The following is a 14128-nucleotide window of genomic DNA, read 5'->3' on the forward strand; positions in this document are numbered from 1 at the left end:
GCCGGCTTGCCGGCGAACAGGCCCTTGAGGCCGGCGTCTGCCTACAGACGCCTTCGCCAGCCAGCTGGCTCCTACCGCTGAGGGGAAGGTCTTTACAGGGTGCCGAAGACTTTCTTGGCCAGGCTGGTGGCCGCGGCCGCCGGGTTCTGGCGAATGGCTTCTTCCTGCTTGCCGATCATTTCGAACAGGCCATTGAGGGCTTGCTCGGTCACGTAGCTTTCGATGTTGGCGCTCTTGGCATCCAGTACACCCAGGGTCGCGGCCTGGCCGGCGAAGGAGTTGTACTGCTTGGCCAGGCCCACCTGGTCGGTGGCCTGCTTGACGATCGGCAGGAACTTGGCGCGGATCTGCTCGCGGCTGCTCTTGTCCAGGTACTGGGTGGCAGAGTCCTTGCCACCGGCGAGAATGCCCTTGGCGTCCGCCACGGTCATTTTCTTCACCGCATCCACCAGCAGCGCCTGGGCTTGCGGCACTGCCGCCTCGGCGGCCTTGTTCATGCTGGTTTCCAGCTGATCGACCTGATCACCCATGCCGAACTGCTTCATCTTCTTCGCCACTTTGCCCAGGTTGCCCGGCAGTTCGATGCGCACATCGGGGTTGTTGCTGAAACCGCCAGGGGTCCCCAGCTGTTTCACGGCGATCTGCGCGCCCTGGGTCAGGGCGTCCTTGAGGCCGCCGCTGGCGTCACCCTGGGACAGGTCGCTGAGGGACAGGGCCAGGGCGCTGGCGGAGATCAACAGACCAGCGCACAGGCTGGTGAAGCGGAGCGAAGTACGGAGCATGGCGGCTTCCTTGGACAATGAGAGTTAACGTACAGCGTCGACACGGAGTCTCAGCGGCTGGGGATCCTTGCCGTCGAGATTGACCCCGTTGTGTTCGGTGGTGATGAACATCAGCTTGCCGTCCAGCTCGATCCGCGCGCTGACCGCGTAGCGGTGGCCGGGCTTGACCTGGGCCGGGTCGTAGCTGAGGTGGAACGGCAGCGGCACCTGGCCCTTGATCGGACCGCTCTGCTCGGCCAGGACTTGCGCCGGCGCGTCCGCCAGGGATACGTCCTGCAGGCTCACGCTCAGGGTGGCGGCCGGTGGCAGGGCGATGCGCTGCAGGTAGAAGACTTCACCATCGAGGCTGGCCTTGGCCGCAGGCTGCATGGCTTGGCAGGCGCCGAGCAGCGCGGTGGCCGCCAGCAGGGTGAGTTGTTTCATTGGGGATCTCCGTATCGGGGGGCGCCGCAGATCCTGCGGCGCCGATAAGAATCTAGTCGCTTTGCACCGGCGCCGCGAGCTGCTCGGCGGCATCTTCGCTGCGGTGCAGGGCGACCTGACGGATCGACAGGCGAATCTCCGCCGGCAGCACGCGCTTGGCCGCGCCTTCGGCCAGTTCCCCCAGCAGAGGGTGGTAGCTCAGCTTGCCGGCGTCGTCGCGGCGCAACACGCCCTGGTCCAGCAGGGTCTGGATGAAGTGGCGGAACAGGCTCTTGTCGAAGAACTCCGGGGCATTGAGGCCATGCAGGATCGACAGGCGCTGGGCCATGACCGTGCACAGGTCTTCCAGCTCTTCGGCGCTGATGCTGTTCTGGCCGCTGTTGAGCAGCAGGGAAATGGCCATGTAGAAGCGTTGCAGGGTCTGGGCAATGCTCTTGGACAGCAGGGTCAGCAGGACAAAATGCCGCGAGCTGGGGGCCGGACGCAGGTACAGGTCTTTCTCGAAGCGCAGCAGGCCCTGTTCGACAAAGGCCTCCAGCCATTGATCCACCACCGCATCCAGCTCTTCCAGCGACCAGCGAATGAACAGCTCCGCCTGCAGGTAGGGATACAGCGCCCGGGTGTAGCGCAGGATCTGTTCGCGGCTCATGCGCGACGAACTCTGGAAGAAGCTCGCCAGCAGCGCCGGCAGGGCGAAGATGTGCAGCACGTTGTTGCGGTAGTAGGTCATCAGGACGGCGTTCTGCTCGTCCAGGTAGAGGATCTTGCCCAGAGCGTCGCTTTGCTCGGCCAGCAGGTCCATGTCCTTGACGTGCTGGATCAGCGCCCGGCCATCGCCTTCCGGCAACGTGGTGTGGGGCGAGTAGGGCACGCGGCGCAACAGTGCCAGGTACAGGTCCAGGACCCGGGCCATGGCGCGTTCGTCCAGGGCCAGGCGGCTGGTGGAGAGCAGGGCCAGGGCCACCAGATTCACCGGGTTGATCGCCGCGGCTTCATTGAGGTGCTGGGCCACCCGTTCGCCCAGGCGATTAGTGGTTTCGTTGAGCCAGGCCGGGCGGTACTGCGGGCCCAGTTCCTGAGTGCGCCAGTCCGGCTGCTCCTGGTCGAGGAATTGCGCCAGCTTGATCGGCTCGCCGAAGTTCACCGCCACCTGGCCGAAGCGCTGTTTGAGGGCGCCGATGACCTTGAAGATGTCGAAGATCGACTCCTTCTTCTTGCTCGCGCCGCGCAGTTCGCCCAGGTAGGTACGGCCTTCCAGCACTCGCTCGTAGCCGATGTACACCGGCACGAAAACGATCGGCATGCGCGAATTGCGCAGGAAGCTGCGCAGGGTGATGGCCAGCATCCCGGTCTTGGGTTGCAGCATGCGTCCGGTGCGCGAGCGACCGCCTTCGACGAAGTACTCCACCGGGAAACCCTTGGTGAACAGGGTGTGCAGGTATTCGTTGAACACCGAGGTGTACAGCGGGTTGCCCTTGAAGGTGCGGCGCATGAAAAAGGCCCCGCCGCGGCGCAGCAGGCCACCGATCACCGGCATGTTGAGGTTGATCCCGGCGGCGATGTGCGGCGGGGTCAGGCCGTTGCGGAACAGCAGGTAGGAGAGCAACAGGTAGTCGATATGGCTGCGGTGGCAGGGCACGTAGATCACTTCGTGACCCTGGGCGATCTTCTGCACGCCTTCGAGGTGGTTGACCTTGATCCCGTCGTAGATCTTGTTCCAGAACCAGCTGAGTACCACTTCCAGGAAGCGGATCGCGGTGTAGGTGTAGTCCGAGGCGATCTCGTTGCCGTAGCGCAGGGCCTGGGCCTTGGCCTTTTCCGGGGAGATCTTCTCGCGCTCGGCCTCATCCAGAATCGCCTGTTTCACCAGGGGCTGGTTGAGCAGGCCCTTGACCAGGTTGCGCCGGTGGGAAATGTCCGGGCCGATGACCGCCGCCTTGAGGTTGCGAAAGTGCACCCGCAGGATGCGCTGGGCCATGCGCACGGTGCGCTCGTGGCCCTTGTTGTGTTCGATCAGTTCGCGCAGGTTGATCGGCGCGGAGAACTGCACCCGGGTCTTGCGCCCCAGGATCATGATGCTCAGCAGCCGGCGCAGGCGCCCGGTGACCGCCCAGCTGTCGGCGAACAGCAGTTTCCACGGGCTGGACTCGCTGTCCGGAGACTGGCCCCAGAACACGCTGACCGGAATGATCTGCGCATCTTCGGCGGCGTTCTGGGTCAGGGCGCTGACCAGCCGGGTCAGGGTCGGTGGCGCCCCGCGCTTGTCCTGCCGGCCGAGCCAGTCGGGCTCCGGGGTCAGGTAGAAGAAGGCCGCGGGCTCCAGCAGATTGCCCACCGACACCGGCAGTACCGGGCGTGGCAGCCCGGCCTTGGTGCATTCAGTATCGACCACCGCCAGATCAGTCAGGGACGGGTTTTGCAGGACGTAGAACACCGGCCGGCTGCGGTCGAGGTCGAGGGTGAAGGACGACTGGTTGATGGTTTCCGAGCGCACCCAGAGGTACAGCAGGCGGCGCAAGGTGCCAAACACGAGACGGCGGATCGGGGAGCGGGTCATACGGCTTCTGCGTGAGTGAATATGTGGATGAACACAAAACCGAGCACCTGCTCGGGGCCGGTAGTGTGCCGGATTCGTCGAAAATCGGCAAAAAAGCGCCGAAACAAGATTGAGTTGAGAGTTTTTACGCCTGTCATATACTCGGCCGACTCTCCAGCGGCCGTGTTGCCTCCTGTCATAGAGAGGCAGGTCGAGGGAAAGTTCTCAAGGCTGGGTGGCAGTGCATCCGGCCAATAATAAAAAAATGAGGTATGGATTCATGACTACTCGTGAGACCGGCAATGTGAAGTGGTTCAACGACGCCAAGGGCTACGGCTTTATTCAGCGGGAAGGTGGGGCGGACGTGTTTGTCCACTATCGGGCGATCCGTGGCGAAGGCCACCGCTCCCTGACCGAAGGCCAGCAGGTGGAGTACGCCGTGGTTGAAGGCCAGAAAGGTCTGCAGGCCGAAGACGTCGTCGGCCTGTAACCAACCTTGTAGGAGCTGGCTTGCCAGCGAAGGCGCCCGTCTATCGAACGCAAGTCTTGACGGCCTCTTCGCCGGCAAGCCGGCTCCTACCGGATCGTCAGGCGGTGCGCCAGGTAATCTCTTCTTCACCGTCGGCGCTGATGCGAATCCAGCGATCGGCGGACTCTTCACCTTCTTCCTCGACCCAGCTGCCCGGTGCGCAGCGCACTTCCACGTTCAAGGCGGCAAAGGCGGCGCGGGCGCAGGCGATGTCGTCATCCCACGGGGTCTGGTCGCTTTCCAGGTACAGGCTGTTCCACTTGCCCACCGCTTTGGGCAGCCAGGTCACGGGTACCGAGCCTGCGGTGCATTTGTAGGTCTGGCCCTTTTGCACCCAGTCGCTGCAAGGGCCGAGCACGGCGCCGAGCCAGGCGGCGATGGCCTTGTAGTCGACGTCGGCGTCTTTCAGGTAAATCTCGATATCGGGCTGGCGCATGGATGTCCTCATTGCCGGTCTGAAAAATCCATTCGCGGATTTCTTCGACCCCGGGCCGATGCCCGAAGTCGTGGGTTCTAGTGGGGGTTATTGCAGCACGAAGTAATCGTAGCGCATCGACACGCTGACCTCGAAAGGCTCGGTTTGCTCGATCACCGCGGCCCGGCGTTCGGCGCTGGCGCGCCAGCCGTGAGGGGTCATGGCCAGCAGGTTGGCGCGATCTTCCGGGCGCTCCAGGCGCAGCTTGAACTCCAGGGTTTCGCTGTGGGCCTGGGTCATGCCCTCAGGCACCAGGGCCAGGTGCTTGTCGTCGGTGTACTCGCGCACTTCGTCGTACAGGCGCTCGCGCAGCTCCATCAGGTGGCCGCTGGTCGGGCCGACTTTCATCAGGCCGCCGCCGGGACTCAACAGGCGCTTGGCCTCCAGCCAGTCCAGGGGGCTGAAGACGCTGGCGAGAAACTGGCAGCTGGCATCGGCCAGGGGGATGCGCGCCATGCTGGCGACCATCCAGGTCAGTTGCGGCGCGCGGCGGCAGGCGCGTTTCACCGCTTCCCGGGAAATATCCAGTGCGTAGCCGTCGGCACCGGGCAGGGCCTCGGCCAGCTGCGCGGTGTAGTAACCCTCGCCACAGCCGATGTCGACCCAGCGCTGGGGCGCGCGTTCGGCCGCCAGCTCGGCCAGGCGCCGGGCCACCGGGGCGTAGTGCCCGGCGTTGAGGAAGTCGCGGCGGGCCTCGACCATGGCCTGGTTGTCGCCCGGGTCACGGCTGTTCTTGTGCTGCACCGGCAGCAGGTTCAGGTAGCCCTGGCGTGCGCGGTCGAAGCGATGCCCGGCCGGGCAGACCACGCCGTTGTCCACGGCATTCAGCGGGGCGCTGCAAAGAGGACAGGCCAGCATCAGGCAAGCAACTTGACGAGCGTCTGGTAGTAGATCTCGGTCAGCACATCCAGGTCGCTGGCCAGGATCCGCTCGTTGACCTGGTGGATCGTGGCGTTGACCGGGCCCAACTCCACCACCTGGGTGCCCAGGGTGGCGATGAAACGCCCGTCGGACGTACCGCCGCTGGTGGACGCCTTGGTTTCGCGGCCGGTGACCTGCTTGATGCTGGCCGAAACCGCGTCCAGCAGGGCGCCGGGCTCGGTGAGGAACGGCAGCCCGGACAGGGCCCAGTCCACGTGCCAGTCCAGGCCGTGCTTGTCGAGGATCGCGGCAACTCGTTGCTGCAGGCCTTCCACGGTGGATTCGGTGGAGAAGCGGAAGTTGAACACCGCCACCAGATCACCGGGGATCACGTTGGTGGCGCCGGTGCCGGAATTGAGGTTGGAGATCTGGAAGCTGGTGGGCGGGAAGAAGGCATTGCCGTCGTCCCAGTGCTCGGCCGCCAGTTCCGCCAGGGCCGGCGCCGCCAGGTGGATCGGGTTCTTCGCCAGGTGCGGGTAGGCCACATGGCCCTGTACCCCGCGCACCGTGAGCTTGGCGCCGAGGGAGCCGCGGCGGCCGTTCTTGACCACGTCGCCCACCAGGCTGGTGCTCGAAGGCTCGCCGACGATGCACCAGTCCAGACGCTCCTTGCGCGCCGCCAGGCGTTCCACCACGGCCTTGGTGCCGTGGTGCGCCGGACCTTCTTCGTCGCTGGTGATGAGGAAGGCCACCGAGCCCTTGTGGTCCGGGTAGTCGGCGACAAAGCGCTCGGCGGCCACCAGCATGGCCGCCAGGCTGCCTTTCATGTCCGCCGCGCCACGGCCGCAGAGCATGCCGTGTTCATCGATCAGGGCTTCGAACGGGTCGTTCTGCCAGGCCTGGACCGGGCCGGTGGGCACCACGTCGGTGTGCCCGGCAAAGCACAGCACCGGGCCTTCATGCTGGCCATGGGTGGCCCAGAAGTTGTCCACGTCCTCGATGCGCATTGGTTCCAGCTTGAAGCCGGCATCGCCCAGGCGCTGCATCATCAGCTTCTGGCAATCGGCGTCGACCGGCGTCACCGAGGGGCGACGGATCAGATCACAGGCAAGTTGCAGGGTCGGCGAAAGCTCGGCGTGGGCCGTCATGGGGAACTCCGGTGCAAGGCAAGATCAGGCGCGGCTCTTTTCTTGTTGTAGGAGCGAGCGTGCTCGCGATGGACTCAAGAGCGGCGCAGAGCATCAGGTGCTGGCGTCATTCTTGACCTCTATCGCGAGCACGCTCGCTCCTACAGGGAGAGCTGCGGGGCTAGGCGCGCAAAATGGCGGATATCTTAAAGCAAAACGGCGGCCTGAGGCCGCCGTTTAGTACTTTGCGTCGATTTAGGCGGCTGGAGCCGGCTCGGGGTGTTCCGCCGGTTTTGGCAACGACGAAAGGAAGGCCATGACCAGCGCCGCCACATAGGGCAGCGACTGCACCAGGAGCATGGTCACCCAGAAGCGCATGTCGTTGCTCGGCAGGCCCTGCACCAGGAAGATCCCCAGCGCCGCGCCCCACAACAGCAGCATGATGAACAGCTCTTCCCGGGCTTCCGAGATCGCTACCCAGAAGCCGTGGTTGTCGGCGTTCTTCGGCGTGCGGAAGAACGGGATGCTGCTGGTGAAGAAGCCGTACAGCACCGCCTTGGCGATGGTGTGGGACAACGCCAGGCCGGCCAGGGCCGCGCAGAACGCGTCCTTGAGGTTGACCCCCACCGCCCGACGGTAGAGGAAGATGATCTTGCCGACCTTGAACACGAACAGCGCCAGCGGCGGGATGGCGAAGATCAGCAGCGGCGGGTCGACCCGTTGCGGCACGATGATCATCGCCGCCGACCACAGCAGGGCGCCGACGGTGAAGAAGATGTTCATGCCATCGGCCACCCACGGCAGCCAGCCCGCGAGGAAGTGGTAGCGCTGGCCACGGGTCAGCTCGGTGTCCTTGCCGCGCAGCAGGCTGGCGGTGTGGCGCTTGATGATCTGGATCGCGCCATAGGCCCAGCGGAAGCGCTGCTTCTTGAAGTCGATGAAGGTGTCGGGCATCAGGCCCTTGCCGTAGCTTTCGTGGTGGTAGGCCGCCGACAGGCCTTTCTCGAACACCCGCAGGCCCAGCTCGGCGTCTTCGCAGATGCACCAGTCGGCCCAGCCCAATTCTTCCAGCACCGAGCGCCGGGTCATGGTCATGGTGCCGTGCTGGATGATCGCGTCGCGGTCGTTGCGGGTGACCATGCCGATATGGAAGAAGCCCTTGTATTCCGCGTAGCAGAGCTTCTTGAAGGTGCTTTCGTTCTGGTCGCGGTAGTCCTGGGGCGACTGCACGATGGCGATCTTCGGATCGGCGAAGTGCGGCACCATGTGCTTGAGCCAGTTGCGGTCGACGCAGTAGTCGGAGTCGATCACCGCGATCACTTCGGCATCCTTGGCGGTGTGCGGCAGCAGGTAGTTCAGCGCGCCGCCCTTGAAGCCGGCCAAGGGCGCGACGTGGAAGAACTTGAAGCGCGGCCCTAAGGTTTCGCAATAGGCCTGCACCGGCTCCCAGACCGCCGGGTCCTTGGTGTTGTTGTCGATGATCAGGACTTCGAAGTCCGGGTAATCGAGGTTGGCCAGGGCATTGAGGGTCTGTTTGACCATCTCCGGCGGCTCGTTGTAGCAAGGCACGTGGATCGAGACTTTCGGCCGGTAGTTGGAGTCGCCTTCCACCGGCAGGAACTCGCGCCGGCGCTTGTGGATCCACACCGCCTCGGCCAGCTCATGGGCCTCGGTCAGCAGCACGATGAACACCCCCAGCGCACCGAGCGCGAGCAAAAAGCCCACGGTCAGGCTGAACCAGGTGCTGTATTGCTGGCTGTAGTCGTAGCCGATCCACACCAGCACCGAACCGCAGAGAAACGCGATGAAGGTCAGGAAGGTCCGGCCACGCTGGCGCAGGGCCGAGCCGTCGATCATCAGCAGGGTCAGCGACAGCAGCGCCAGCACCACCGAACCGATGGCCAGCACCCGCCATTGCGGGATCGCCACCACCGGGCCTTCGAAGTTGAATTTCTGTTGGCGCGCGGCGTTGAACACGCCCCAGTAGGCGCCCACCGAACCTTCGTCGCTGGCCTTCCACGGCTGGTCGAAGGCTTCGATGACAAAGTAGTTGTAGCCCTGGCGGTTGAGCTTGTTGACCAGGGTCCGCAGGTAGATCGCCTGGTCCGCCGGACTGGCGTCGGCGCCACCGCGCATACGGCCGTTGCTCGGCCAGCCCACTTCGGACAGCAGCAGCGGTTTTTTCGGGAACATCTTCTTCAGGTCCCGGGCGCGGTCGAGGACGAACTGCCCGGCCTTGTCCATCGGGATGAACTCCCAGTAGGGCAGGATGTGCGCGGCGATCAGGTCGACGTGCTTGGCCAGCTCCGGGTGCTCTTCCCAGACGTGCCACTGTTCCGAGGTGGTGACCGGGACTTTCACCGCGGCGCGGACCCGGTCGAGAAGCACCGACAACTGGTCGGCGGTGATTTCCTTGCGGAAGATCGCTTCGTTACCCACCACCACCCGCACCACGCTGCGCGAGCTGTTGGCCAGTTCGATGGCGCGCATGATTTCCCGCTCGTTGCGCTCCAGGTCCGGGCTGATCCAGATGCCCAGGGTCACGCGCAGGCCGAACTCTTCCGCCAGCTTGGGAATATCCTGCAGGCTGCCGTCCACCGAATAGGTACGGATGTTGTCCGTCAGTTTGCTCATGATCTCCAGGTCGCGACGCATTTCATCGTCGGACGGGTACTGGTCCTTCTGCGGGAACTGGCCCTGCTGGAAAGGCGAGTAGGAAAAACCGGAGATCTGTTCCGGCCAGTCGGGGGCCGAGACCGGGCGATTGATCAACGCCCAGAAGCCGGTAAAGAGCGCGGCAATGGCCAGCACTATCACCAGGTTGAGTCCAAATTTACGCGATGACATAGCTATTTCGGGTTCCAAAAGGTGTGGAACGAGGGAAGGGTTGGCAGGCGCCAAACGGCGGGCATCCTACACCGGCCCTCAACTGAGCGTACAGCGCACAGAGGAAAGCCAGACCTTGGGCACTGGAATTGCGTTTAAGTTCTTTACTTGTAGCTGGCGGCTTAAAACTTGTCGCTTCCGCACCCTATAATGCGCGCCGGTTTTTTAGGTGATGGTCATGAGTACAGAAGATCCACGGTTTGCCGGCGTCGCCCGTTTGTATGGCATTGAAGGCCTGGAGCGGTTGCGGGCGGCCCATGTGGCGATCGTCGGTGTCGGCGGGGTCGGCTCCTGGGCGGCGGAAGCCATCGCCCGTTGCGGGGTAGGCGAGATCTCGCTGTTCGACCTCGACGATGTCTGCGTCAGCAACAGCAACCGTCAGTTGCACGCCCTGGACAGCACCGTGGGCAAGCCCAAGGTCGAGGTCATGGCCGAGCGCTTGCGCGGCATCAACCCGGATTGCCGCGTGCACGCGGTGGCGGACTTCGTCACCCGCGAAACCATGGCTGAATACATCACCCCGAACATCGACTGTGTGATCGACTGCATCGACAGCGTCAATGCCAAGGCGGCGCTGATCGCCTGGTGCAAGCGGCGCAAGATCCAGATCATCACCACCGGCGGCGCCGGCGGGCAGATCGATCCGACGCTGATCCAGGTCTGCGACCTGAACCGCACCTTCAATGACCCGCTGGCCTCCAAGGTGCGTTCCACGTTGCGCCGCGATTATGGCTTCTCGCGCACCGTGACCCGGCATTACAGCGTGCCCTGCGTGTTTTCCACCGAGCAGCTGCGCTACCCGAAGCCGGACGGCAGCATCTGCCTGCAGAAGAGCTTTGTCGGCGATGGTGTCAAGCTCGACTGCGCCGGCGGTTTTGGCGCGGTGATGATGGTCACCGCGACCTTTGGCATGGTGGCGGCGACCAAGGCGGTGGACAAGATTGTTGCCGGCGTGCGCCGCCCGTCCGAACGCAGCAAGCCCAGCGCATAAGGCCGGCTTGCACGGACGCTGGCTGTTGTAGGAGCTGGCTTGCCAGCGAAAGGGACCCAGAGGGCGATGCTCGGCTTGAGGCCCTGTTCGCCGGCAAGCCGGCTCCTACGGTAGGGCGCAGAGGGTGCTCCTATAGAGCCAGTTCGCCCATGCGCTGCAGCACCGCGTTCAGGCCATTGCTGCGCGACGGCGAAAGCTGGCGCGACAGGCCCAACTGGTTGAACCAGTCCGCCAGGTCCACTTCCCGCAACTGCTGCGCCGTCAGGCCGTTGACCCGGGCCAGCAGCAAGGCCACCAGGCCGCGAATCAGCCGTGCGTCGCTGGCGGCGGCAAACTGCCAATGACCATTTTCCAGGGCCGCCACCAGCCAGACCTGGCTTTCACAGCCATGGACTCGATTGGCGTCGACCTTGTCGTCCTCGCTCAGGGCCGGCAGGCGCTCGCCCCATTGCATCAGCAGGCGCGCCCGCTGTTCCCAGCCGGCAGCGCCCTGGAACACTTCCAGGGCGGCGACAGCATCCGCCGGCAGGCTCATCGCAGCAACTCCAGGGCCTGATCCAGGGCCTCGAAGAAGCGCTCCAGATCCTCGGAGTCGTTGTACAGCGCCAGGGACACGCGGATCGCTCCGGCCAGCCCCAGGCTCTGCATCAGCGGCATGGCGCAGTGATGCCCGGCGCGCACGGCAATGCCTTGTTCGGTCAGCAGGTGGGCCAGATCGGCGTTGTGCACGCCGTCGACGACGAAGCTGGCCAGGGCCACTTGCGGCGCGCCCAACAGGCGGATGCCCTTGCGCGCTTGCAGGCCGTGCAGCAGGTAGGCGTGCAGCGCCGCTTCATGGGCGCTCACGGCCTGTTGATCCAGGCCGGCGAGGTAATCCAGGGTCGCGCCCAGGCCGATGACCCCGGCAATCGGCGGGGTGCCGGCCTCGAAGCCCAGGGGGGCGGGGCGGAAGCTGGCGTGATGGTAGTCGGCGTTCTGGACCATTTCGCCGCCGAACTGCCAGTGGCGCAGCCCCTTGAGTGCCTCGTGGCGGCCAAATAGCACGCCGACCCCGTCCGGGCCGTAGAGCTTGTGGCTGGAGAACACATAGAAGTCGCAGCCCAGGGCCTGCACGTCATGACGGCCATGGACCACACCCTGGGCGCCGTCGATCACGGTCGGTGCACCCTGGGCCTTGGCCATGGCCAGCAGTGGGCTCAAGGGCTGCCAGGCACCGAGCACGTTGGACAGCTGGCTCAGCGCCAGCAGCCGGGTTCTCGGGCCGATCAGCTGGCTGGCCGCTTCGATATCGAGCAAGCCGTCGGCATCCAGCGGCAGGACGATCAGCTTGAGTTGACGCCGGGCGGCCAGTTGCTGCCAGGGCAGCAGGTTGGCGTGGTGCTCCAGGGCGCTGATGACGATTTCATCGCCCGGGGAAAATTGGTGCTCCAGGCCATAGGCCAGGAGATTCAGCGCGGAGGTCGCGCCGTGGGTGAAGACGATCTGCCCGCTGTCACCGGCATTCAGCCACTGGCCGACCTTGCTGCGGCTGTCCTCGAAGGCCTGGGTGGCGTGGGCGCCGGGCAGGTGTTGCGCGCGATGCACATTGGCCGCGCCATTGGCGTAGTAGTGGGCCAGGGCGTCCAGCAGGGCTTGGGGCTTTTGCGTGGTGGCGGCGTTGTCCAGGTAGGTCTGGTCCTGGCGTTGCAGGGCGGCGATGGCCGGGAAGTCGGCGCGCCAGGGGGAGGGTACAAGCATGGTGGCAGAACTCGTTTGAACAGGCCGGGCGCCGATGATAAGCGCCCGGCCTGTTCCAGTGAAACCGAATCGCTGCTTCGGCTCTGCAGGAAAACTGCCTGCGCTTCGACCATGCGGCGCGCTGGGCGCCTTCGGCGTTACGCAGAAGCAGGCTCGGAATGCTCATGTAGGTCCCTACACTGCGCTTCCTCGCCTGCTTTTGCCTTGCCTGATCTTTGCTCGGCGAGTTTTCCTACAGGCCTAGTTGTGAGCGTGTAGCGCTTCGTTGAGCTCGATGGCCGACTTGTGGGTCTTGCACTCCACGGCGCCGGTTTCCGAGTTGCGACGGAACAGCAGGTCCGGCTGGCCGGCCAGTTCACGGGCCTTGAGCACCTTGACCAGCTGGTTGTTCTCGTCCAGCAGCGCCACCTTGGTGCCGGCGGTCACGTACAGGCCCGATTCCACGGTGTTGCGGTCACCCAATGGGATACCGATACCGGCGTTGGCGCCGATCAGGCAGCCTTCGCCGACCTTGATTACGATGTTGCCGCCACCCGACAGGGTGCCCATGGTGGAGCAGCCGCCGCCCAGGTCCGAACCCTTGCCGACGAACACGCCCGCCGATACACGGCCTTCGATCATGCCCGGGCCTTCGGTGCCAGCGTTGAAGTTGACGAAACCTTCGTGCATCACGGTGGTGCCTTCGCCGATGTAGGCGCCCAGGCGGATCCGCGCGCTGTCGGCGATACGCACGCCGCTCGGCACCACGTAGTCGGTCATCTTCGGGAACTTGTCCACCGAGAACACTTCCAGCAGTTCGCCGCGCAGGCGGGCTTCCAGTTGACGCTCGGCCAGCTCGCCCAGATCGATCGCGCCCTGGCTGGTCCAGGCCACGTTCGGCAGCAGCGGGAACACCCCGGCCAGGCTCAGGCCGTGCGGCTTGACCAGGCGGTGGGACAGCAGGTGCAGCTTGAGGTAGGCCTCAGGCGTGGAGGTCAGTTGAGCGTCTTCGGCCAGCAGGGTGGCGACCAGCGGCTTGTGGCTTTCGGCCAGGCGGGTCAGCAGGGCGGCCTGGGTGGCGTCGATGCTCTTCAGTGCGTCGGCCATTTGCGCGGCCTGGGCGGTGGTGAAGGTGATGGCCTGGTTGCCTTCGCTGTAGCCGAGGATCGGTGCGACAGCGGCAACGATTTCGGCGGCAGGATTGAGCAATGGCGATGCGTAGAACACTTCCAGCCAGGCGCCTTGACGATTTTGGGTGCCGACACCGAATGCCAGGCTGAACAGGGTAGTGGACATGCAGTTACCTCTTGCGAAATAGAGTGAGCAGGCTTACTTGAGCGCCGCTGCGTAAAGGTCTGGCTTGAAGCCAATCAGGGTCTTGTCTCCGAGATCGAGCACCGGGCGCTTGATCATCGAGGGTTGCGCGAGCATCAGTTCAACGGCTTTCGCCTGGTCGAGATCGGCTTTGCTTTCGTCATCGAGTTTGCGAAAGGTCGTGCCTGCGCGGTTCAACACCACCTGCCAACCGTGCTCGTCGCACCATTGGTTCAGGTGCTCACGGTCAATGCCGGAGGTTTTGTAATCGTGGAAGTCATAGCTGACAGCGTGTTCATCGAGCCAGGTGCGCGCCTTTTTCATGGTGTCACAGGCTTTGATGCCGAAAAGGTGCAAGGTTTTGCTTGAAGCGGTCAAGGAATTGCCCCCTTTGGATATGCTGGAGATCAAAGGTCACGGATTATGCCACGACCGCAGCGCTTCGGCGTCGGCCTGAAATCGGCTTTGTCGCAGGTTGTTGCGTGGCA

Annotated in this window: 13 protein-coding genes; 2 read left to right on the top strand and 11 right to left on the bottom strand. The window is 64.4% G+C overall.

The window, feature by feature from the left end; translation table 11 throughout:
• Positions 1-92: 92 nt before the first annotated feature.
• Genes GWQ44_RS00455 through plsB form a run of 3 tightly spaced genes read right to left on the bottom strand, consistent with a single transcriptional unit; the run spans position 93 to position 3762 of the window.
• A complete protein-coding gene (locus GWQ44_RS00455; RefSeq protein WP_016967744.1) occupies positions 93-782 on the bottom strand; it encodes a DUF4197 domain-containing protein in 690 nt (229 codons plus the stop codon).
• Between the two features lie 24 nt (positions 783-806).
• Positions 807-1205 (bottom strand): YbaY family lipoprotein, encoded by a 399-nt coding sequence (locus GWQ44_RS00460; RefSeq protein WP_275926425.1) that lies wholly within the window; start codon positions 1203-1205, stop codon positions 807-809.
• A 52-nt stretch (positions 1206-1257) separates the two neighbouring features.
• Positions 1258-3762 carry a glycerol-3-phosphate 1-O-acyltransferase PlsB gene (gene plsB / locus GWQ44_RS00465; protein WP_103741050.1) on the bottom strand — a complete coding sequence of 835 codons (2505 nt, stop codon included), beginning with the start codon at positions 3760-3762 and terminating at the stop codon, positions 1258-1260.
• Between the two features lie 259 nt (positions 3763-4021).
• Between plsB and GWQ44_RS00470 the strand changes: the two genes are divergently transcribed.
• A complete protein-coding gene (locus GWQ44_RS00470; RefSeq protein ID WP_011059510.1) occupies positions 4022-4231 on the top strand; it encodes a cold-shock protein in 210 nt (69 codons plus the stop codon).
• Between the two features lie 97 nt (positions 4232-4328).
• Here GWQ44_RS00470 and GWQ44_RS00475 read toward each other — a convergent pair whose 3' ends face one another.
• The 4 genes from GWQ44_RS00475 to GWQ44_RS00490 all read right to left on the bottom strand — a co-directional run bounded on the left by GWQ44_RS00475 (position 4329) and on the right by GWQ44_RS00490 (position 9580).
• The gene (locus tag GWQ44_RS00475; RefSeq protein WP_016962568.1) at positions 4329-4706 is read right to left on the bottom strand and encodes a hypothetical protein; all 378 of its coding nucleotides are present in this window, start codon (positions 4704-4706) and stop codon (positions 4329-4331) included.
• 87 nt (positions 4707-4793) lie between these two features.
• Positions 4794-5603, bottom strand: coding sequence for a putative RNA methyltransferase (locus GWQ44_RS00480; RefSeq protein ID WP_016962569.1), 810 nt, complete (start codon positions 5601-5603; stop codon positions 4794-4796).
• Entirely contained in the window at positions 5603-6754 is a 1152-nt protein-coding gene (gene dapE, locus GWQ44_RS00485; RefSeq protein ID WP_016962570.1) for a succinyl-diaminopimelate desuccinylase, read from the bottom strand. The genes GWQ44_RS00480 and dapE overlap by 1 nt, the downstream gene beginning before the upstream one ends.
• A 234-nt stretch (positions 6755-6988) precedes the next feature.
• Positions 6989-9580 carry a glycosyltransferase gene (locus GWQ44_RS00490; protein WP_047302032.1) on the bottom strand — a complete coding sequence of 864 codons (2592 nt, stop codon included), beginning with the start codon at positions 9578-9580 and terminating at the stop codon, positions 6989-6991.
• A gap of 211 nt (positions 9581-9791) precedes the next feature.
• Between GWQ44_RS00490 and tcdA the strand changes: the two genes are divergently transcribed.
• Positions 9792-10610: a tRNA cyclic N6-threonylcarbamoyladenosine(37) synthase TcdA gene (tcdA, locus tag GWQ44_RS00495; RefSeq protein WP_253127303.1), complete on the top strand. Its 819-nt coding sequence runs from the start codon at positions 9792-9794 to the stop codon at positions 10608-10610.
• Positions 10611-10740: 130 nt separating this feature from the next.
• On the opposite strand, the gene GWQ44_RS00500 is transcribed toward tcdA, so the two are convergent.
• The 4 genes from GWQ44_RS00500 to GWQ44_RS00515 form a co-directional block, all read right to left on the bottom strand.
• Positions 10741-11145 (bottom strand): SufE family protein, encoded by a 405-nt coding sequence (locus tag GWQ44_RS00500; protein ID WP_047302034.1) that lies wholly within the window; start codon positions 11143-11145, stop codon positions 10741-10743.
• Positions 11142-12347 carry an aminotransferase class V-fold PLP-dependent enzyme gene (locus GWQ44_RS00505; protein ID WP_275926426.1) on the bottom strand — a complete coding sequence of 402 codons (1206 nt, stop codon included), beginning with the start codon at positions 12345-12347 and terminating at the stop codon, positions 11142-11144. Before GWQ44_RS00505 ends, GWQ44_RS00500 begins: the two co-directional genes overlap by 4 nt.
• Positions 12348-12587: 240 nt before the next feature.
• Entirely contained in the window at positions 12588-13622 is a 1035-nt protein-coding gene (gene dapD / locus GWQ44_RS00510; protein ID WP_015634328.1) for a 2,3,4,5-tetrahydropyridine-2,6-dicarboxylate N-succinyltransferase, read from the bottom strand.
• A 33-nt stretch (positions 13623-13655) separates the two neighbouring features.
• On the bottom strand, positions 13656-14018 hold the full coding sequence (locus GWQ44_RS00515) for an ArsC family reductase (RefSeq protein ID WP_011059519.1): 363 nt from the start codon (positions 14016-14018) through the stop codon (positions 13656-13658).
• Between the last annotated feature and the right edge of the window lie 110 nt (positions 14019-14128).

This window comes from Pseudomonas sp. 3MA1 (assembly GCF_029237275.1).
Classification (GTDB): domain Bacteria; phylum Pseudomonadota; class Gammaproteobacteria; order Pseudomonadales; family Pseudomonadaceae; genus Aquipseudomonas; species Aquipseudomonas fluorescens_AP.